This window comes from Asticcacaulis sp. MM231 (genome assembly GCF_964186625.1).
GTDB lineage: Bacteria > Pseudomonadota > Alphaproteobacteria > Caulobacterales > Caulobacteraceae > Asticcacaulis.
This window is the reverse complement of record NZ_OZ075108.1, coordinates 1,285,008-1,303,504: the sequence shown is the minus strand read 5'-3', so window position 1 is coordinate 1,303,504 and position 18,497 is coordinate 1,285,008. Positions and strand designations below refer to the sequence as shown.

At 59.4% G+C, this 18,497-nt stretch carries 20 protein-coding genes; 9 read left to right on the top strand and 11 right to left on the bottom strand.

Annotated elements, in window-relative coordinates:
* Nucleotides 1-7: 7 nt before the first annotated feature.
* A complete protein-coding gene (locus ABQ278_RS06410) occupies nucleotides 8-286 on the bottom strand; it encodes a hypothetical protein (RefSeq protein WP_018081528.1) in 279 nt (92 codons plus the stop codon).
* 15 nt (nucleotides 287-301) lie between these two features.
* A complete protein-coding gene (locus ABQ278_RS06405; RefSeq protein ID WP_349321735.1) occupies nucleotides 302-658 on the bottom strand; it encodes a DUF1304 domain-containing protein in 357 nt (118 codons plus the stop codon).
* A gap of 96 nt (nucleotides 659-754) precedes the next feature.
* On the opposite strand from ABQ278_RS06405, the gene ABQ278_RS06400 reads away from it, so the two are divergent.
* Nucleotides 755-1,300: a glutathione peroxidase gene (locus ABQ278_RS06400; protein ID WP_349321734.1), complete on the top strand. Its 546-nt coding sequence runs from the start codon at nucleotides 755-757 to the stop codon at nucleotides 1,298-1,300.
* Here ABQ278_RS06400 and ABQ278_RS06395 read toward each other — a convergent pair.
* On the bottom strand, nucleotides 1,297-2,460 hold the full coding sequence (locus ABQ278_RS06395; RefSeq protein ID WP_349321733.1) for a HAMP domain-containing sensor histidine kinase: 1,164 nt from the start codon (nucleotides 2,458-2,460) through the stop codon (nucleotides 1,297-1,299). The genes ABQ278_RS06400 and ABQ278_RS06395 overlap by 4 nt on opposite strands.
* A gap of 211 nt (nucleotides 2,461-2,671) precedes the next feature.
* On the opposite strand from ABQ278_RS06395, the gene ypfH reads away from it, so the two are divergent.
* The 6 genes from ypfH to mutL all read left to right on the top strand — a co-directional run bounded on the left by ypfH (nucleotide 2,672) and on the right by mutL (nucleotide 10,373).
* Nucleotides 2,672-3,304, top strand: coding sequence for an esterase (ypfH, locus tag ABQ278_RS06390; protein ID WP_349321732.1), 633 nt, complete (start codon nucleotides 2,672-2,674; stop codon nucleotides 3,302-3,304).
* 120 nt (nucleotides 3,305-3,424) lie between these two features.
* A complete protein-coding gene (locus tag ABQ278_RS06385; RefSeq protein ID WP_349321731.1) occupies nucleotides 3,425-5,572 on the top strand; it encodes a TonB-dependent siderophore receptor in 2,148 nt (715 codons plus the stop codon).
* Nucleotides 5,573-5,826: 254 nt separating this feature from the next.
* The gene (locus tag ABQ278_RS06380; protein WP_349321730.1) at nucleotides 5,827-6,657 is read left to right on the top strand and encodes a hypothetical protein; all 831 of its coding nucleotides are present in this window, start codon (nucleotides 5,827-5,829) and stop codon (nucleotides 6,655-6,657) included.
* A gap of 285 nt (nucleotides 6,658-6,942) precedes the next feature.
* Nucleotides 6,943-7,977 carry an IS110 family transposase gene (locus tag ABQ278_RS06375; protein WP_349321729.1) on the top strand — a complete coding sequence of 345 codons (1,035 nt, stop codon included), beginning with the start codon at nucleotides 6,943-6,945 and terminating at the stop codon, nucleotides 7,975-7,977.
* A gap of 9 nt (nucleotides 7,978-7,986) precedes the next feature.
* Entirely contained in the window at nucleotides 7,987-8,415 is a 429-nt protein-coding gene (locus ABQ278_RS06370; RefSeq protein WP_349321728.1) for a pyridoxamine 5'-phosphate oxidase family protein, read from the top strand.
* A 71-nt stretch (nucleotides 8,416-8,486) separates the two neighbouring features.
* Nucleotides 8,487-10,373 (top strand): DNA mismatch repair endonuclease MutL, encoded by a 1,887-nt coding sequence (mutL, locus tag ABQ278_RS06365; protein ID WP_349321727.1) that lies wholly within the window; start codon nucleotides 8,487-8,489, stop codon nucleotides 10,371-10,373.
* A 105-nt stretch (nucleotides 10,374-10,478) separates the two neighbouring features.
* On the opposite strand, the gene ABQ278_RS06360 is transcribed toward mutL, so the two are convergent.
* The 3 genes from ABQ278_RS06360 to ABQ278_RS06350 all read right to left on the bottom strand — a co-directional run bounded on the left by ABQ278_RS06360 (nucleotide 10,479) and on the right by ABQ278_RS06350 (nucleotide 13,672).
* On the bottom strand, nucleotides 10,479-10,628 hold the full coding sequence (locus ABQ278_RS06360; RefSeq protein WP_164468325.1) for a hypothetical protein: 150 nt from the start codon (nucleotides 10,626-10,628) through the stop codon (nucleotides 10,479-10,481).
* Between the two features lie 204 nt (nucleotides 10,629-10,832).
* Nucleotides 10,833-11,408 (bottom strand): 16S rRNA (guanine(966)-N(2))-methyltransferase RsmD, encoded by a 576-nt coding sequence (gene rsmD, locus ABQ278_RS06355; RefSeq protein ID WP_349321726.1) that lies wholly within the window; start codon nucleotides 11,406-11,408, stop codon nucleotides 10,833-10,835.
* An 11-nt stretch (nucleotides 11,409-11,419) separates the two neighbouring features.
* Nucleotides 11,420-13,672 (bottom strand): pseudouridine synthase, encoded by a 2,253-nt coding sequence (locus tag ABQ278_RS06350; RefSeq protein ID WP_349321725.1) that lies wholly within the window; start codon nucleotides 13,670-13,672, stop codon nucleotides 11,420-11,422.
* A 56-nt stretch (nucleotides 13,673-13,728) separates the two neighbouring features.
* On the opposite strand from ABQ278_RS06350, the gene tadA reads away from it, so the two are divergent.
* On the top strand, nucleotides 13,729-14,190 hold the full coding sequence (tadA, locus tag ABQ278_RS06345) for a tRNA adenosine(34) deaminase TadA (RefSeq protein WP_349321724.1): 462 nt from the start codon (nucleotides 13,729-13,731) through the stop codon (nucleotides 14,188-14,190).
* Between the two features lie 57 nt (nucleotides 14,191-14,247).
* Nucleotides 14,248-15,120 (top strand): mechanosensitive ion channel family protein, encoded by an 873-nt coding sequence (locus ABQ278_RS06340; RefSeq protein WP_349321723.1) that lies wholly within the window; start codon nucleotides 14,248-14,250, stop codon nucleotides 15,118-15,120.
* On the opposite strand, the gene ABQ278_RS06335 is transcribed toward ABQ278_RS06340, so the two are convergent.
* The 5 genes from ABQ278_RS06335 to ABQ278_RS06315 all read right to left on the bottom strand — a co-directional run bounded on the left by ABQ278_RS06335 (nucleotide 15,121) and on the right by ABQ278_RS06315 (nucleotide 18,482).
* Nucleotides 15,121-15,774, bottom strand: a complete 654-nt coding sequence (locus tag ABQ278_RS06335) for a hypothetical protein (protein WP_349321722.1) — start codon at nucleotides 15,772-15,774, stop codon at nucleotides 15,121-15,123.
* 99 nt (nucleotides 15,775-15,873) lie between these two features.
* Nucleotides 15,874-16,833: an acetyl-CoA carboxylase carboxyltransferase subunit alpha gene (locus ABQ278_RS06330; protein ID WP_349321721.1), complete on the bottom strand. Its 960-nt coding sequence runs from the start codon at nucleotides 16,831-16,833 to the stop codon at nucleotides 15,874-15,876.
* A 95-nt stretch (nucleotides 16,834-16,928) separates the two neighbouring features.
* Nucleotides 16,929-17,291: a type II toxin-antitoxin system VapC family toxin gene (locus ABQ278_RS06325; protein ID WP_349321720.1), complete on the bottom strand. Its 363-nt coding sequence runs from the start codon at nucleotides 17,289-17,291 to the stop codon at nucleotides 16,929-16,931.
* Nucleotides 17,292-17,299: 8 nt separating this feature from the next.
* Nucleotides 17,300-17,491, bottom strand: a complete 192-nt coding sequence (locus tag ABQ278_RS06320) for a type II toxin-antitoxin system VapB family antitoxin (RefSeq protein WP_349321719.1) — start codon at nucleotides 17,489-17,491, stop codon at nucleotides 17,300-17,302.
* 49 nt (nucleotides 17,492-17,540) lie between these two features.
* The gene (locus ABQ278_RS06315; protein ID WP_349321718.1) at nucleotides 17,541-18,482 is read right to left on the bottom strand and encodes a tyrosine recombinase; all 942 of its coding nucleotides are present in this window, start codon (nucleotides 18,480-18,482) and stop codon (nucleotides 17,541-17,543) included.
* Nucleotides 18,483-18,497: the final 15 nt, after the last annotated feature.

Below are 18,497 nucleotides of genomic sequence, written 5' to 3'. Positions count from 1 at the left end.
GTTAAAGCTACAGACTAAGTCGATAGGCCTTGTCCGCCAGCGTGCTGTCTTCAAGCCGGGCGTCCGCGATGATCTTGAGCGCATCCTTGGCGCGACCGGATTCGATGATGCGGCGGCCTTCCCTGACGCGGGTGCGCGCGCCGGTCTGTTCGTAGCCCTGATCATCCATCAGGAACTGCATCGCGTCGAGATCGGAAATAGCTGCATCGCTGAACAGTTCGAAATTCTTGACGAAGCAGGACTTGCCGATGGATTGCAGGCTTTTGCTGAGTTGATGATCTTCCATGGTACGCGTCCTTGTTTACGGCAGATGGAGCAGTATCAGAGCCACCAGCGCAGGCAAGGCCTGAATGACGAGGATTGACTTTTTGACGGTAAAGCCGCCATAGAGCCCCGCGACGATCACGCAGCTCAGGAAGAAGACCTTGATATAGAAGCTGTCATGGCCAGCCAGCAGTCCCCAGACCAGGCCGGCGGCGAGGAAACCGTTATAAAGCCCCTGATTAGCCGCCAGCTTGGCGGATTCGGCGGCGAACTCCTTCGTCAGCCCGAAGGTCTTGCGACCGAACGGCGTCTGCCACAAAAACATCTCAAGAATGAGAAAGCCCAGATGCAGGACGGCGACGAGGCCGACGATAAGATTGGCGATGGTGTGCATGTCAGGCTTCCTTTGTTGTTGACAATAGGGTGCCTCCGCCCTTGCAAAAGCGCAAGGAAGAAAGCACTTAAAAGCCTACAGACGAAGGAGTGCCCCATGACCGACATCTATAACATCCCCCTGAAACGCATTGATGGTCGGCCGACCACGCTCGAAGCGTTCAAAGGCAAGGTGCTGCTGGCGGTGAATGTCGCGTCGAAGTGCGGCCTGACCCCGCAATATGAAGCGCTCGAAGCGCTCTATCGTGAAAAATCAGGCGAAGGGCTGGAGATTCTGGGCTTCCCCGCCAACAATTTCCTCTTCCAGGAGCCCGGAACTGACGAAGATATCGTCACTTTCTGCTCGACCACCTATGACGTCACCTTCCCCCTGTTCAGCAAGATCAGCGTCGTCGGCGCCGATAAGCACCCGCTCTATGATGTCTTCACCGAGGCCCGGCCGAACGCTGTCAGCGCCGGCCCGATGCGCGAACGTCTGGAAAAGTTCGGCATCCCGGTTAGTCCGGAAGGCGAAGTGCTGTGGAATTTCGAGAAGTTCCTGATCGGCAAAAACGGCGACGTGGTCGAGCGTTTCGCGCCCGACGTCACCGCCGATGATCCGCGCCTGGTTGCCGCGATAGAGCGCGAACTGGCGAAAACCTAACGCCGGAAATGGGCGCTGAAGGTCGTGCCGTCCGTCTCGGATGAGGTAACGCTGATCGTCCCGCCGTGGGCCGTGACGATTTCCTTGGAGATATAGAGCCCCAGGCCGAGATTGACCGACAAGGCGCCATGGCCGCTTTCGTCATCGGCGTGCGGTTCGACGCGCGTCAGCGAACTGAAGATCGTCACCATGTGCTCCGGCGAAATCGGTACGCCCTCATTATGCACCGACACCACCACTTCGCTTTCGAGCCCCTCGACCTTGATGGTCACCGGCGCGTCGGTAAATCCATACTGCACCGCATTGCCGATCAGGTTCGAGAAGACCTGACCGATGCGCGCGCGATCCCAGATCCCTTCAAGATCGCCTGTCATGTCCAGCGTAAATTGCCGATTGGGATGGATGGCCCGCGCCTCATCGACCAGCATCTTGCTGATATAGCCCATATCGACCGGCTCCTTGATCAGCGGCAGGCCTGATCCCAGACGCGCCCGCGTCAGGTCGAGCAGATTGGTGACGATATCCCCGGCGCGCGCCGTGGAATTGGCGATCTGCGACAGCAGCATGGTCTGACGCTCATTGAGATGGCCGATCTTCACCGCCAGTTGCGCCGACATGGAGATGGCGCTCAAGGGATTGCGCAGATCGTGGCTGAGGATGCCCAGGAAGAGATTACGCGACATTTCAAGCTTGACCGAATAGTCGCGGATAGATTCCGTCAGCGCCTGATCAACCGCCTCATTGAAGCGGATCATGTCCTTGACATCAACCGCCTGCATATCGCGGTCCATGCCCCAAAGTTTGAGCACACTGGCGCGCAGAGCCCGATATTCCGAGACCATCTGATCCATATTGAACCCGCCGGCGTGGCGCAGCGAGGCGTGCGTTTCGGCGGCACTCGGATAGAAGGTCCGCGGCTTTTCACCATGCGACTTTCTGATCTGCTCGGAATCCGTCTGGGTGGTTTCGATGTCCTCGACGATAAAGCCGAGAATTTGCCGGATATGATTGCGCAAGGCGAGCGGCGTCATGCTGCCGGCGGCCGGCACGAACGTCTTGGCGAAGTTTTCCCACTCAGCAATGATAGGCGCCGTATTCGCCCTGATAAACTCAGCCAGTCGCATGTGGTTTCCAGAAATTTTGAGAACGTCTTCAGTCATGATAATCCTGAAAGTTCGTTTTTAACCTAAGATATTTTCAATTTTTTACTAAATATGAGCAATATTTACAGTCAATAAAACTGCACAATCCGCCGATCAAAGGCCATCACGGCTCATCATTCGCACCTTATTACTGCGATAGATACTACAATATTTGATTCTTTATTTTACCGCTCAAATCACGGGTTGATGGAGCGATCATAAGCCATATATGAGCCTTATAACCCATTCCCTGCCTGTTCACACGCCGCCCTCACCGAAACACCTTGTATTGCTTTTTCATGGCGTTGGCGCCCTGCCGCAAAACATGGTGACGCTGGGCCAGGCCATCGCCGAGGCGGATCCGCAAGCCGCCGTGATCAGCGTCGCCTCACCTGATCCCTCAGAGACGGGCGGAGGCTTCCAGTGGTTTTCCGTGCGCGGCGTCACCGAGGACGACCGGCCGGCGCGCGTGGCCGCGGCTATCCCGGGCTTTATCGCCTGCGTGCAGGCCTGGCAGGCGAAAACCGGCGTCGACGCCCAGGCCACCACCCTGATCGGCTTTTCGCAAGGCGCCATCATGGCGCTGGAATCGACACAGCAGCCAGTGCCTGTCGCCAGCTGTGTCATCTCCCTGTCAGGCCGGTTCGCCGCGCCGCCACATGCCGTCCCCGCCTGCCCCATCCACCTGATCCATGGTGATGCCGACCCGATCATCGCTGCCGCCCATGCGCAGAGAGCCTATGATGACCTGATGGCGCTCGGCGCACATGTTACACTCGATATCCTGCCAAGGTTAGCGCACACAATAGATTCGGCGGCCACCCGCCTTGTCCTTGGCTATCTCAAACGACCTGCGGCATAAAGTCCACGCACGGACACTCCATGCGAATAGTTCGCATTGCCAGTTGACCCGCCCGCAACACCTGCTAAGAAGCGCGAATTGATAATTATTCGCATTCTTAATGTGCAGGAGTTTTCTGACATGACCGCCCTTCGTTCCAACCGCCTTCGCGTCTTGCTGACAGCCACATCGTTGTTCGCCATGATGGCTGCTGGCGCCGCCCACGCCGAAGCGCCGGCGGACGCCCCGGCCGACAGCGAAGCCAGGGAAGTCGTCGTCATCGGCAAGCGCGTGATCAAGGGCTCGGCCGGCGCCACGGGTCTCGACCTGTCCTTGCGCGAAACGCCGCAGTCGGTCACCATCGTCACCGCCGCGCAGATCAAAGACTTCGCCCTGACCGACGCCAACCAGCTTCTGGCCACGATCCCCGGCATCAATGTGGAGGCCGATGAAACCGACCGCACCTATTACAATTCGCGCGGCTTCGACATCATCAACTTCCAGGTCGACGGCGTCGGGCAGCCGCTCGACTGGGGCCTGCAGGTCGGTGCACTGGATACCGCCCTTTATGAGCGTATCGAAGCCATTCGTGGCGCCACCGGCATGCTGACCGGCACCGGCAACCCGTCGGCCACCATCAACTATATCCGCAAGCGCCCCACCAAGGCGTTTCAGGCCTCGGCCTCGGCCAGCTATGGTTCGTGGGACAACAAACGCGTCACCGCCGATGTGTCGGGGCCGCTGAATGAGAGCGGCACGGTCGCCGGACGCTTCGTCTACGCCAAGACCGACACGGATTCCTATCTTGACTATTACGGCGTCGACCGCAGCGTCTATTACGGCGTCCTGTCGTGGGATATCACACCGAAGCTGAAGGCCACCGCAGGTTATTCGCAGCAGGACAACCTGGCGGACGGCGTTACCTGGGGCGCCCTGCCCCTGACCTATTCCGATGGCACGCCGATCGACTATGATGTGTCGGCCACCTCGTCGGCGCCGTGGACCTATTGGAACACCCACGACCACCAGAGCTTTGGCGAACTGTCCTATGGCTTTGACAATGGCTGGACGATCAAGGGCATCTACACGCGCAAATCCTATGACGAAGACGCCAAGCTGCTGTATCCGTCGGGTACGCCCGATCCCGACACCGGCCTGGGCGTCGTCGCCTACAGCGGTATCTACCCGTCGATCATCAAGCAGGATATGTTTGATGTGGTGGCCAGCGGCAAGGTCAGCCTGTTCGGCCGTGAGCATCAGGTCGTGCTCGGGGCAAATTCCACCCACGCCGCCAGCTACAAGTGGGAGCGCTTCGCCGACCTGCTCAGCTACGCGCCGATTGTGGACGGTCACATCACGCCACCGGCGGAACCGACCTACCCTGATGCGTACCTGTCGGAACAGATCAAGACCGATACAACCCGCATCTATGGAGCCATCCATCTTAACTTGACCGACAAGCTGACAGGAATCGTTGGTTTTAATGCCGTCGATCTCAAGGCGATCGGCGCTTCCTATGGCGTTTCACAAGACCGCTCAGAAAACAAGATCAGCCCCTATGTTGGCGCTGTTTATGACGTTAATGAGCATGTTTCGCTCTACGCCAGCTATACCGACATTTTCGATCCGCAATCGCAAAGCGACGTCAATTTTATCCGCTTCAATGCCGCCACCGGCAAAAGCTACGAAGCTGGCATAAAATCGGAATGGCTCGATAATCGCCTTTACGCTACGGCGTCTGTCTTCAAGTCGGAACAATATGATCTGGCTGAGTTTACCGGCTACCTGCAAAATACGGATGCCAGTCTTCCCGGCTATACCACCAAGCCTGAGCTTGTTGGAAAGTCCTATTATACCGGCATCGACACCTTTGTTGAAGGCTATGAACTGGAAGTCGCCGGCAAGGTTACGCCGAACTGGGGCGTCAATGGCGGCTGGACCAGCCTGTCGATCAAAGACCGTGATGGCAACAATGTCCGCAACTATCTGCCGCGCCAGACGCTTAAACTCTCCACCACCTACAGCCTGCCGCAATACCGTGACATGAAGCTGGGTGCCTCCGTGCGCTGGCAGAGCGATGTGTCGACCACCAGCGCGGGCACGCTCTTCACCCAGGACGCCTATTCTGTCGTCGACCTGATGGGCAGCTTCCGCCTGACCGACCGTGTGCGTGCTTCGCTCAACCTCAAGAACGCTCTGGATGAAAAATATTTCGGCGGCCTGCAGTGGGATCAGGCCTTCTACGCCGCGCCTCGCAGCGTCATGGTCACGCTCGACTGGACCTACTAGGCCTATCAAAACTCCATAAATTAAGCCACCGCGTGAAACCTCATGCGGTGGCTTTTCACATTTAGCTTATGACTTCATTACAGGTTTCCGCCCTCTCCGACATTTCTAAAAAGCCCGCAGCCACCCTAACCTGACCTCACAAGTCAATTTCAGGAGGTTACGATGGGTAAAGGTATTCTGCTCTGGCTGCTGGGGGTTCCTATCCCCGTCATTATTCTGCTCGCGCTTGTTTTCCGTTGATCGGGGGCTATCACATGGCGCTCCCCGATCCCATCACCCATACCGACGGTCCTGATCTGGAATCGTCCAAATCCGGCATCCACTGGGGTTCGATCCTCGGTGGCGCCTTTGTCGCCGCCGCCATATCGCTGATCCTGCTGCCGCTCGGTTCGGCGCTCGGTTTCGCCTCCGTCTCGGTCTTCAACGCCACCAAAGCCAGCCTCGTCACCTTCACCGCCGGCTGGGCCATCTGGCTGGTCATCATGCAGTGGGTATCCTCCGGCATCGGCGGCTATATAGCCGGCCGTTTGCGCGTCAAATGGGCCGATACGCACAGCGATGAAGTCTTCTTCCGTGACACCGCGCACGGCTTTATCGCCTGGTCGGTCGCCACCGTCTTCACCCTGGGTCTGGCCGCCATCGTCGCCGCCGGTGCGCTCACTACCGGCGTTCAGGCCACGGCGACCGTCGCCGCCGGCGAGACCGACGAGGTCGGTTACTACACCGACAGCCTCTATCGCATCACGACCCCTTCGGCGACAACGCCAGCCGCCGATATCACCGCCGAAACGACGCGTATTCTCGTCAATGGCGCCAGAAACGGCTCCGTTCCCGCGGCTGACAGAGCCTATCTGTCATCTCAGGTCGCCGCCCGAACCGGCTTGTCGCAGGCTGAAGCGCAAGCCCGCATCAACACCACGCTGGCTGAGATCGACGCCGCGAAGCAAAAGGCTGCGCAGACCGCGGAAGCCGCCCGCAAAACCCTGGTCGCCTTCCATATCGGCCTGTTCCTTTCCCTGCTCATTGGCGCCTTTATCGCCAGCGTAGCGGCCGCCCTCGGCGGTAAACTTCGTGACCATTATTAGGAGACGGTATGAATTGATTTGCCAGCTTTGCTGGATCTGGGAAACTGCTTTCCAGGGTGGATAGGCGGCAGGGTGCATTGCTTGTTGAGTCCCCGCGAGCGCTGGCAACGGCGGGAGCGGGATCAGACCTCGTTTAGGAGACTGCCCGCCCCTGCCACTGAATGGCCGCCGTGAGGCTCACAGCTTAGTTTTACCAGAACTAACTGTGATGATCTCGAATAGGAGAATGGAGCCATCCTGCTGAAGCATCTACCCCAATCTGTATCACTCATACTGGAGATAATCATGACGCGTTATATCGGTGTAGACCTACATACAAATAGCCTGACTGCGTGTTTTTTACAAGACGGCGTGCCGGATCGCTTGCTCACGCTTCCGGTTCAAGGCGGGGGTCTTGAGCGCCTGATTTCTCAACTGGAGCCAGGTGATGAAGTGGGTGTTGAGGCCACGGGCAACTCGGCGCATTTCTGCAAGATGGTGTCCCCACACGTGAACCGTGTCGTGGTGATTGCGCCTTGGCAGTTCGAAGTCATCCGTCGCTCGGTAAAGAAAACCGACAAGCATGATGCCCGTGCCATCGCCTTCTTTTTGTCCAAGGACATGCTTCCCGAAGCGCGCTCAAGGGATGAGGGCCACATCGAGCTATCGTCACTTATCGCCACCCGTGAACAACTGGTCAGGCTGCGTGTCTCGTTGATCAACAAGGTTCATGGCATGTTTGTGCGCCATGGCTTGAAGGTGAGGCGCGAGGTTCTGACCACGAAGGTCGGCTTCGAACGGCACGTCGCAAGCCATACCTGGACCGCTATCGAACAAGTCGAGATCGATGTGATTGCTGGCCAGTTGGAGGCCCTTCGCGCGGGCGTGAAGCGCCTTGAAGCCGAGATCGCCGTCTTCGTCAAATCTCTACCGGGCTACGACAACATTATCAGCATCAAAGGCATCGGCCCCTTGTCGGCGGCAACGCTACTCACCCATATTGGCGATATCGCTGAGTTCAAAGATACGGGAAAGCTCGCCGCCTATTTTGGTATCGTGCCGCGCATCTCGCAGTCGAACGATAGCCTGCATAGCGGACATATTACCAAGCGCGGCAACAAGCTCGCCCGCAAAACGCTTGTCCAATGCTGCCTGATCGCGAAACGCTACAGTCCCTATTTCCATGAGTTTTATGAGCGTGTGAAGGCCTCACGCGGCTCAGGCAAGGCCATCATTGCCACGTCTCGCAAGCTCCTCAACACGATATTCCATACGCTTAAGAACAACTGGATCTTTGAAGATTTTACAAAATTCCAGATCCAAACTTGCAAACAATCATAGGAGATAGCGATGAGCCTTACGCTCGAAGAGATCAGCAAAACCATGCGCCATATCGATCTGTGCATGATGACGACCAAGACGGCCGATGGCGCCCTTGAATCCCGCCCGATGAGCAACAACAAACAGGTGGATTATGACGGCAACTCGTACTTCTTCGCCACGGCGGACAGTTCAGCGGCGCAGGAGATCGCGGCCGATCCACAGGTCAATATCGCCTTCACGCAACTCCCTTCCCTGATCAGCGGCGGCTTTTTCCTGTCGGTGACGGGCAAGGCCGAACTGATCGATGACAAGCCTTTGTTTGAAAAGCACTGGGTCAAGGATATCGAGGTGTGGTTCAAGGACGGTATTGATACGCCGGGCCTTCGCCTCATCAAGGTGAAGGCCAAGGTGTTGAAATACTGGCACAATTACGAAGAAGGCGAACTCTATCTCTGATCGCCTGTCCTTACGCCGATGAATCCCCAAGGCCTCCTGACATACGCATCGACTCCCGCTATATTCAGCCCATGCATATTCAGCGCCTGCCTCAAGACACCATCAACCGCATCGCCGCCGGCGAGGTCGTCGAACGCCCCGCCTCCGCCGTCAAGGAACTGGTCGAAAACGCTATCGACGCCGGCGCCCGCCAGATCGACATTCGTGCCGATCTGGGCGGGCTGTCGCGTATCCTGATCGAGGACAATGGCTCCGGCATGGGCGCGGAAGATCTGGAACTGGCGATCGAGCGCCACGCCACCTCCAAGCTCAAGCCGCAGGCCGACGGCACCTGGGATCTGCTCCATATCAAGACGCTCGGTTTCCGCGGCGAAGCCCTGCCCTCCATGGGATCGGTAGCGCGGCTCAACATCACCTCGCGGCCCCGCGATGGCGAGGCGCTCAACATCCGCGTCGATGGCGGCGCCATTTCGCCGATCCGTCCGGCGGCTTTCGGCGGCGACCACGGCACGCGCATCGAACTGACCGATCTGTTCTACGCCACACCGGCGCGTCTGAAGTTCATGAAATCCGAGCGCGCCGAGAACATGGCCATCGCCGAAGAGGTCAAGCGTCAGGCCATGGCGCATGAAAATGTCGGGTTTTTACTCGAACTCGACGGCAAGAAGCAACTCAAGCTCTTTGCCGAACAGGTCGGCTTCGAAGGCCGGCTCAGGCGCCTGTCGGCTTTGCTTGGCGCCGATTTTTCCGACAATGCCCTGCTGATTGATCAAATGCGCGAAGGCGTGCGGCTGACGGGCTATGCCGGCCTGCCGACCTTTTCACGCGGTAATGCGGCGCATCAGTATCTCTTCGTCAACAACCGGCCGGTGCGCGACAAACTGCTGACCGGGGCCCTGCGCGCGGCCTATGCCGATTTCCTGGCGCGCGACCGCCATCCGCTGGCGGCGCTGTTTGTCGAGATCGATCCCGAAGACCTCGATGTCAACGTCCATCCGGCCAAGACCGAGGTGCGCTTCCGTGATCCCAACCTGGTACGCGGCCTGATCATCGGTGCTCTGAAGCACGCCCTCGCTTCGGCCGGCCACCGCGCCGCCACCACGGTGGCGCACACCGCGCTCAGCGGTTTCCGCACCGATGTGCAGCCGCTGCTCGGCCTCAATCGCCCCTATAATCCGGTGTCGGCGTCGCAGATCGCTGCCGTGCGTCCCTATATGACGCCCTATATGCCGGATGAGGTGCCGTTTTCGCCGACCGCGCGCGTCGAGACGATGCCCCCGTCTTTTGACGCCTATCAGGGCGTGGCCGAATCCTATGCGCCGGTGATGGAAGCGCCACTCGACGCGCCCATTCCTTACGCCCCTACGCAGGCCGAAGCCTTCCCGCTTGGCGCGGCACGGGCGCAGATCCACGAAACCTATGTCATCGCCCAGACGGCCGATGGCCTGGTCATCGTCGATCAGCACGCCGCCCACGAACGCCTGGTCTATGAACAGATGAAGGTGGCCATGGCCGCCGGCAATGTGCAGAGCCAGAGCCTGCTCATCCCCGAAATCGTCGATCTGGAGCGCGAAGAGGTCAGCCGCCTGATGGCGCGGCGCGAAGATCTGCTGGTAATGGGACTGGGTGTCGAGGCCTTTGGCCCCACCAGTGTGCTGGTGCGCGATATCCCGACCCTGCTGGGCGATTGCGATATCGGCGGACTGGTGCGTGATCTGGTCGATGACCTGACCGAACACGGCGAACTGCTGGCGCTGAAGGAACGGATGGCGGAGATTTGCGGCGATCATGCCTGCCGCCACAGCGTGCGCTCGGGCCGCCGCCTCACCGCCGATGAGATGAACGCCCTGCTGCGCCAGATGGAAGCCACGCCGCATTCCGGCCAGTGCAACCACGGCCGCCCGACCTATGTCGAGTTAAAGCTCAAGGATATCGAGAAACTGTTCGGACGGCGCTAAAGCCGTCATAGATTAAGCGCAACACCTTACGGTCTTGCGCTTATCGTCTGTCAGCACTTGGCCATTAAAAAAGCCTGCAATCGCCGGATTGCAGACCCAAAAGGTTTAGTGTGTCAGATTGAGGATGATCAGGCCCAGGCCCATCACCACGCCCCAGACCTGAACGCTCAGGCCAGCCACCAGAAGCAGCTTCAAGCCGTCGGGACGACGCTTCGATGCCCGCGACTTCATGGCTTCTACAGTTTGAATTTCCATCACTTGACCCCTAATTTTAGCAATAGTTCTAACTGGCGATGAGCAATTTTTGTGCCTTGTTACCGGCCTTGCCTGTCTTTTACGCCTTGTTAAGGACATATTGTGGATAAGAGTTAAGAACCGTCAATAGAGAATTTTTAACGGTGCGTTAAATATACCACTTGGGCGTTCTTTATGGATTTTTTATGTAATGAATTCCGTAATTTACGGATTAAGAATTTTTTTCTTCAGAAATAAAACCTGCGCTGCGCCATAGGTTTTTTCGTTGATTTTTTGCCACACATCTGTGACAAAAACGTCCTCATCAGAGGCACGCTCGAACACGATCAGCGCGTCTTCCGTCAACCAGTTACCATCGATCAGAGCGGCCAAAGCCTTCTCCCCCAAGCCTTTGCGATAGGGCGGATCAAGGAAAACAAGATTGAAGGCCTCGGCTTGCGACCCAGGACGCAGCCCAAGCTGGGTGGCGTCCCGTCTGTGGACGCGGGTTGTGCCAAAAAGACCGAAGGTTTCGACATTGTCCCGGATTGCACCACGTGCCGCATCGTCGGTTTCGACAAACAGGCAGAAGCGTCCGCCGCGCGACATGGCTTCAAAACCGAGCGCGCCCGAACCGGCGAAGACATCGAGCACACGCGCGCCTTCGAGGTTGGGCGCCCAGTCGGCATGGGCCAGGATATTGAAAATAGCCTCGCGCGCACGGTCGGAAGTCGGGCGCGTGTTCTGCCCGTCCGGCGTAACGATCGTACGCCCTTTGAATTGACCACCGACTATGCGCAACGGCTTACCCCTTAGCTATCGCGGCGGGGCTTGAAGGGGGGACGACCCGCGGAAGGCTTGCCACCGGAAGGACGATCGCCAGACGGACGGCCCTTGAAGCCACCGCTGGACGGACGCTCACCCGAAGGCTTCCCCTTGTAACCACCGCCCGCAGCCCCGTCACGCGAGGCGTAAGGCTTTTTGAACGCCGGCTTGTCACCGGCAGGACGGTCACCATAGTCACGCTTGGGGCGATCGCTGTAGGCGCGTTCACCACCGGCATTGTCACGCGAAGCATAAGGCTTCTTGAACGCAGGCCTGTCGCCGGCCGGACGGTCACCGTAGTCACGCTTGGGGCGATCGCTGTAGGCGCGTTCACCACCGGCATTGTCACGCGAAGCATAAGGCTTCTTGAACGCTGGCCTGTCACCGGCCGGGCCGTCGCCGTAGTCGCGCTTCGGGCGATCATACGACTTGGCACCCTGCGGGCTGCCCTCACGGTTCGGCTTCATATAGGAGCGGCGCTCGCCCCCCTCGGCGCCTTCACGAGCGGCGTAGGGCTTCTTGAAGGCCGGGCGATCGCCTTGAGAACCTTCGTTCCGAGGACGATCACCGCGCGGCGCGAAATCACGCTTCGGACGTTCCTCGCGCGCGCCGCCGAACTCACGCTTGGCGCGTTCATAGGCGCCCGCCTCACCCGCCGGCACACCGTCATCGCTGCGCGCCGCATAGGGCTTCTTAAAGGCCGGCTTGTCGCCGTAGGATCTATTTTGCGGGCCATCTTGACGAGAATTGGCACCATAATCACGCTTCGGACGATCCTCGCGCGGCGCGCCGTAAGCCTTACGCTCACCACTGCCTTCAGGACGCGGCGTCCAGGCTTTCTTCTCTCCGCCCTCGGCGCGGTCACGACCTTCCGGACGCGGCTTCCACGTCTTTTCACCACCCCCGGCACCACCGAATTCGCGGCGCGGACGGAACTCGCGTTCCGCCGCCGGATTGCGGTCACGGGCCTCGCCGTCGCCTTCAAAGCGCGGACGCTGATCGAAATCGCGTTCCTTGAATTCACGCTTTTCGGCCACTTCACGCGGCGTCCAGGGCTTGTTGCCACCTGGCTTATCGCCAAACTTCTTGTCCCCGAACTTCTTGTCGCCGAACTTTTTGTCGCCATAGGCGGGCTTGTCACCAAAGCGCGGTTTCTCGGCGAAGCGATCACCACCGCCCCGACGACCGGCCGGCGCGGCGCCACGTTCGGCGCTGCGGCCAGGACGCGCCTGGGTTTGCGAGGCGCCTTCGACCGGCAGATTGCGCAGTTGCACCACATCGGCCAGCATTTCACGGATGACGCGCGGGCCGATTTCCTCGACATCGCCCGGCTCCAGATTGCCGAGCTGGAACGGACCATAGGCCAGGCGGATCAGGCGGTTGACCTTGAGACCGATCGATTCCAGCACACGGCGGACTTCGCGGTTCTTACCTTCGGTAATGGCAACCGTGATCCAGCAGTTGGCGCGGCCATCGGCCTTTTCCGCCATCTTGTCGAGCGTGGCTTCGATCGGGCCATAGATGACGCCTTCGACGGTCGTGCCGTCGCGCAAACTATCGAGACGGGCCTGCGTGGTGTGGCCGAGCGCACGGGCGCGATAGCGTCGCACCCAGCCGGCGGAGGGCAGTTCCAGCGCACGGGCCAATTCGCCGTCATTGGTCAGCAGCAGCAGACCTTCGGAGTTGAGATCGAGGCGGCCGACTTTCAGCACGCGCGGCAGATCGGCCGGCAGCTTGTCGAAAACGGTCGGGCGGCCTTCGGGGTCGCGTTCCGTGGTGACCAGACCGACAGGCTTGTGATAGCGCCACAGGCGGGTCGGTTCGGCGGCGCCGATCACCTGACCATCAACCGTGATGACATCCGTACCGGACACCAGCACAGCCGGGGTTTCCAGGATACGGCCATTGACGGCGATCTTGCCGAGGCCGATCAGGCGCTCGATTTCACGGCGTGACGCCAGACCGGCGCGCGCCAGAACCTTGGCGATACGCTCACCGGAACCGGCGGCATTGTCTTTCAGCGATTTGGCGGGCTTCTTCGGGCGCTCGGGCTTCTTGCCGGCGGCTTCGCGGGCATCACGCATTTCCTGCGGCATGTAACGGTGACCGTCAGCGATTTCCTGCATTTCCTTCGCGTGCTGCAATTCTTGCGGGGTCAGCTCACGGGGGGCTTCGGGTTCGAAATTGTCAGGCTGAGCTGCGGGTTCGTTACGCTCTCCAGCGTTACTGTCTTGGGTCACGGTCGATCTTTCTAAATTTGCTTGACGCCTGTGCGTTGGGCCGTCTTTAAGTCCGTATGACGCAAGACGATGAATCCTTCATGCAGGAGGCGCTGGAAAAAGCGCGCGAGGCGGCCTTGTCCGGTGAGGTGCCGATTGGCGCTTTAATCTTCGATCCGTCAAGTAAAACTGTGTTAGCGAGTGCAAGAAATTCGCCGATTGCGCTGAATGATCCGTGCGCCCACGCCGAAATACTGGCCTTGCGCGAGGCCGGCGCCAAACTTGGCAATTACCGTCTGACCGATTTGTGGCTCTACGTCACGCTAGAGCCCTGCGCCATGTGCGCCGGCGCCATCAGCCACGCCCGTATCGGCCGGCTGATCTATGGCGCGCCCGATGCCAAGGGCGGCGCCATAGAGCACGGGCCGAAATTCTTCGCCCAGCCGACTTGTCACTGGAAGCCCGAGGTGACCAGCGGTGTTCTGGCCGAAGACAGCGCCAGCCTGCTCAAGGCGTTTTTCAAGGCGCGGCGAAAATAGCTTCTCACCGGGGGGCTTTCTGCATTAAGAAAAGCCGGATCTGGTAAGAGGTGCCCTATGACAAAAACAAGCGGTTTCAATCTCGGCCCTTTGCAGCCGCTCGCCGATGAGGTCGTCCGCGAAGCCGGCATTGTGTGGGCGAAGCTCAGCGAACATCCCGACATGATGGCGAATATTGGCTGGGCGGCGCTGATCTTTGCCATTACCCTTGTGCTCTCCGGCATGGCGTCGGATGGGGTCAAGCGCGCCTCGCGCCGGCTCGTGCACAAGGATGGCGACCGAACCCTGCTGGAGTTTTTCTCGCAGGTGGTGCGCTGGCTGATCCTGGCCGTGGGGCTTGTGGCGGTGCTGAACCGGCTGGGCGTCCAGACCGCTTCGCTGCTGACCGTGCTGGGTGCCGCCTCGCTGGCGATTGGTCTGGCCTTGCAGGGCACGCTCGGCAATGTGGCCGCGGGCCTGATGATCCTGCTCAACAAGCCTTACCGCATCGGCGATACCGTCCATGTCGGTGAGATCAAGGGAACGGTGCATCGCCTCGGGCTGTTCGCCACCGAGATCAATACCGGCGATAATGTCCGGGTCTTCGTGCCCAACACCAAGGTGTTTTCAAACGAAATCTACAATATCAGCACCAATGCGGCGATGAAGATCGAACTGGCGTTTGAAGTCCACCGCGACAGCGACCTGCCGGCGGTGCTGGCCTTGCTGACCGATATCACCAACCGCCAGCCCAGCCGCCTGAGCCTGCATGAGCCGGTGGTCGGCTTTCAGGATTTCACCAGCAATGGCGTCATCGTCAAGGTGTTCATCTGGGTGCTGCCGGCGCAGGCTTTTAGCGCCCGCACCGCGCTGGTGCTCGATATCAAGAAGCATCTGGATGCGGCGGGGGTGGAAATTCCCTATCCGCACCAGATCGCGCTCAACAAGTAATCAGAACGTGTAGCGCAGGCCGAGTTCGACCACGGGATAGGTCTTGAAATCCTTGATATCGTCTTCAAGACTCTTCCGCTCGGTTTCCAGCGCCGCCTGAACTTCCGGCGTGTCGGCATAGATGCTGTAGGAGGTCAGGGTCACACGCGGGCTGTCCTGAAAATAGGCGCCGGCTTCCAGGTTGATCTCCACCTTGCCGATCGGCCAACGCGCACCGAGGCCAAGATAGGGCACGGTCTTGTCGAAGGTAGCGCGGCCTTGCAACGTCCCCACCTGGGCTTCGGTCAAGGGCACCCCGCCGACGATCACCGTTCCTTTGGCGCGGCCGGTGGCCACAACCTTGTTGTCGTTCTGATAGACGCCGGCGGTGACATAAAGCGGCCCGGTTTCGCTGAAGCGGTAATCGAGTTGCGCGCCGTAGGAGGCCAGTTTCAGGTCACCTTCATAACGGATATCGTCGGTGGTGTCGTCGTAACCAAAATTGGCGCCATTGGCGACGGCCCGCGCCGTGACGTGCGGGCTGAGCTTGACGCCAAACTCGACGCCACCGCCGAGTGTACCGGCGCGGACGCCGACAAAATCGGCTTCGACCGCGTGGGCGGCCGCTGGCGCCAGCGCCATGAGAGCTACGGTGGAAATGAGGAGGTGACGCATGATAAGCTTTCCGAGTGTGAATTTCGGTCAGCTATAGTAATGTCACCCTCTACCTCACAAGCCGATTCGGGTGCGAACAACATCAAGGGCGTGTAAGACTTAAATAAGGCCCTTGCGGCCGATATCATAGAAACGCTGGGCGCGCTGCTCGATCAGTTGATCCTCGGTGAGGAAACTCAGGGCCTGCAATTCGCTTTCCAGCACATCGCCCAGTCTCTCGATCATGTTTTCCGGATCGGAATGCGCGCCGCCGGCGGGCTCCTCCACGATGCGGTCGACAATGCCCATCTTGAGCAGGTCGGGCGCGGTGATCTTCATCTGGTCGGCGGCTTCCTTGGCGCGCGAACCATCGTGCCACAGGATCGAGGCCGCGCCTTCCGGCGAAATCACCGAATAGATCGAATGTTCGAGAATCAGAACGCGATTGGCGGCAGCCAGAGCGATGGCGCCTCCGGAACCGCCCTCGCCGGTCACCGTAGCGATCATCGGCACCTTGAGGATCAGGCCCTTTTCGGTCGAGCGCGCGATGGCCTCGGCCTGACCGCGTTCTTCGGCGCCAATGCCGGGATAGGCGCCGGCGGTATCAACAAAGGTAAGGACCGGCAGGCCGTATTGCTCAGCCATCTCCATCAGGCGGACCGCCTTGCGGTAACCTTCGGGGCGAGCCATGCCGAAATTGTGCTTCAGGCGCGTGTTGGTGTCGTGGCCCTTTTCATGGCCCATAACGACCACCGACTGACCGCGGAAACGACCGAGGCCACCGACAATCGCCTGGTCATCGCCAAATTTGCGATCGCCGCGCAGTTCGACGAAATCCTCGATCAAGCCGCCGATATAATCGACCAGATGCGGGCGCTCGGGGTGGCGCGCCACCATCGTCTTTTGCCACGGATCAAGGCGCGAATAGGTCTCACGGCGCAGCACCTCAGTGCGGTCACGCAGCGCGCGCAGTTCGACATCGAGGTTCGCACCGCCGCTTTGCGACAGTGAGGACAACTCTTCGATCTTGGCTTCCAGGTCCGCAATCGGACGTTCGAATTCGAGATAATGTCGCATCAATGTCGCTCTTAACTGGCCTGAACTGTGCGGGTGCACCGCATAAACCTAGGGGACAAGCGCTTTAACAGCAAGTGCGCTCAGGTCAAAGCGGATTTTTAGGCGGCCGCCAAACCTAATCGAACGGCGGTTTCGTGAAGATGCCGGTCACGTGTCCACAATATTGCGTCCTCTGTCAAAGCCGTAGATACCAGCAGGTGGGCATCGATCCAGCCAAAACCGAGACCAGACAGGCTATGAAGACGTATAAAGGTCATAACCTCATCATCCGCAGCCCGGATCGCTTGAGGCATATTTTGCATGGCGATTATGGTCGGGTGATGTGGGCGAAGGCTGCCGAGCGCTAACTCTCCGATCACAAACGCATGCCCCAAGACCTGCGTTTCATCCAACAGAAGCGCCATCCTGGCATTCGGCATGCGAAGATGATCAATCCAGACTGAAGTGTCCGCCAGTATCATGAAGAGACTTAAGCCGGGCGACGACGTGGTGCAGCAACAGCATCGGGCATACTGCCACCCAGCCGGGCAAGCCTACGTGATGCTTCACGCTCGACCAAGGCTTTCAAAGCCTCACGCAAAAGCGCGGACCTTTCCTTTATGCCGGTATATTCCTCGGCCCTGGCCATCAGCTCATCATCCAGAACCACAGTCGTACGCATGATGGAAACTCCCTCTAAGGCACAAATTTATCATCATTTGATGCTTAATTCAATGCCTCCCCTTGCCGGCGTATTGAGCCAGGGGGTGATGGCTCTCAACCACCTCGCGCAGGCGCTCGCCGGCCACATGGGTATAGATCTGGGTCGTTGAGATATCGGCATGGCCCAGCAGGGTCTGGACCGTGCGCAAATCAGCCCCGCCCTCCAGCAGGTGAGTCGCAAAAGCATGGCGCAAAACGTGTGGCGACACGCGGGCGCGGTCGATGCCGGCCTGATCAGCCGCCTCATCGAGCAATTGCCCAACCCGCCGGCGCGTCAGGTGGCCTTCGGCGCCGCGCGAGGCAAACAGGAACGGATTGGCCTGATCCTTCGACGGCAGGAAGGCACCGCGAATATCGAGATAGGCCTTGATGGCCAGCCGCGCCGAGGGATTGAGCGGCACCAGCCGTTCCACCCCGCCCTTGCCCTTGATAATCAGGAAGGCCGGATCGCGCTGCACCGCATCGAGCCGCAGACTGACCAGCTCGGAAATGCGCATGCCCGACGCATAGGCCATCTCGATCAGGCATTCGAGACGCGTCGCCTGATCCGGATTTTTCGCCTCGCAGGCCGTAATCAGGGCCTCCACCTCATCGCGCGACAAGATCTTAGGCAGGCTCAGGCCCTTTTTGGCGGCTGCGATCTTGCGGCTGGGATCAGCGCTGCTCAGGTTTTCCGCCACGCAGAAACGATAAAACTGCCGCACCGCCGAACGCTTGCGCTGTGTCGTGGCCGGCGACAGGCCGCGTTCGCTCAAAATCGTAAAATAGCGCGCCAGACCCGCCTCACCCAAACCAAGCAGGCCGGTGGGTGTCACCTCCAGCGTCTCGGCCAGATCACTCAGATCGCGGCCATAGGCCTCCAGCGTCGGTTTCGCCGCATTGCGCTCCACCGCCATCATCTGCAGGAACTGTTTTACCGGATCGAAACGGGCGTTCGTGGTCTTTGGCATAATGTTGGCGCCAAC

Bases quoted from the DNA above. Each gene is read 5' to 3' on its own strand.
- ABQ278_RS06320 (WP_349321719.1), bottom strand. From the start codon at position 17,491: ATGCGTACGACTGTGGTTCTGGATGATGAGCTGATGGCCAGGGCCGAG.
- ABQ278_RS06410 (WP_018081528.1), bottom strand. From the start codon at position 286: ATGGAAGATCATCAACTCAGCAAAAGCCTGCAATCCATCGGCAAGTCC.
- mutL (WP_349321727.1), top strand. From the start codon at position 8,487: ATGCATATTCAGCGCCTGCCTCAAGACACCATCAACCGCATCGCCGCC.
- ABQ278_RS06400 (WP_349321734.1), top strand. From the start codon at position 755: ATGACCGACATCTATAACATCCCCCTGAAACGCATTGATGGTCGGCCG.
- ABQ278_RS06385 (WP_349321731.1), top strand. From the start codon at position 3,425: ATGACCGCCCTTCGTTCCAACCGCCTTCGCGTCTTGCTGACAGCCACA.
- ABQ278_RS06380 (WP_349321730.1), top strand. From the start codon at position 5,827: ATGGCGCTCCCCGATCCCATCACCCATACCGACGGTCCTGATCTGGAA.
- ABQ278_RS06405 (WP_349321735.1), bottom strand. From the start codon at position 658: ATGCACACCATCGCCAATCTTATCGTCGGCCTCGTCGCCGTCCTGCAT.
- ABQ278_RS06335 (WP_349321722.1), bottom strand. From the start codon at position 15,774: ATGCGTCACCTCCTCATTTCCACCGTAGCTCTCATGGCGCTGGCGCCA.
- ABQ278_RS06395 (WP_349321733.1), bottom strand. From the start codon at position 2,460: ATGACTGAAGACGTTCTCAAAATTTCTGGAAACCACATGCGACTGGCT.
- tadA (WP_349321724.1), top strand. From the start codon at position 13,729: ATGACGCAAGACGATGAATCCTTCATGCAGGAGGCGCTGGAAAAAGCG.
- ABQ278_RS06340 (WP_349321723.1), top strand. From the start codon at position 14,248: ATGACAAAAACAAGCGGTTTCAATCTCGGCCCTTTGCAGCCGCTCGCC.
- ABQ278_RS06325 (WP_349321720.1), bottom strand. From the start codon at position 17,291: ATGATACTGGCGGACACTTCAGTCTGGATTGATCATCTTCGCATGCCG.
- ABQ278_RS06315 (WP_349321718.1), bottom strand. From the start codon at position 18,482: ATGCCAAAGACCACGAACGCCCGTTTCGATCCGGTAAAACAGTTCCTG.
- ypfH (WP_349321732.1), top strand. From the start codon at position 2,672: ATGAGCCTTATAACCCATTCCCTGCCTGTTCACACGCCGCCCTCACCG.
- ABQ278_RS06360 (WP_164468325.1), bottom strand. From the start codon at position 10,628: ATGGAAATTCAAACTGTAGAAGCCATGAAGTCGCGGGCATCGAAGCGT.
- ABQ278_RS06370 (WP_349321728.1), top strand. From the start codon at position 7,987: ATGAGCCTTACGCTCGAAGAGATCAGCAAAACCATGCGCCATATCGAT.
- ABQ278_RS06375 (WP_349321729.1), top strand. From the start codon at position 6,943: ATGACGCGTTATATCGGTGTAGACCTACATACAAATAGCCTGACTGCG.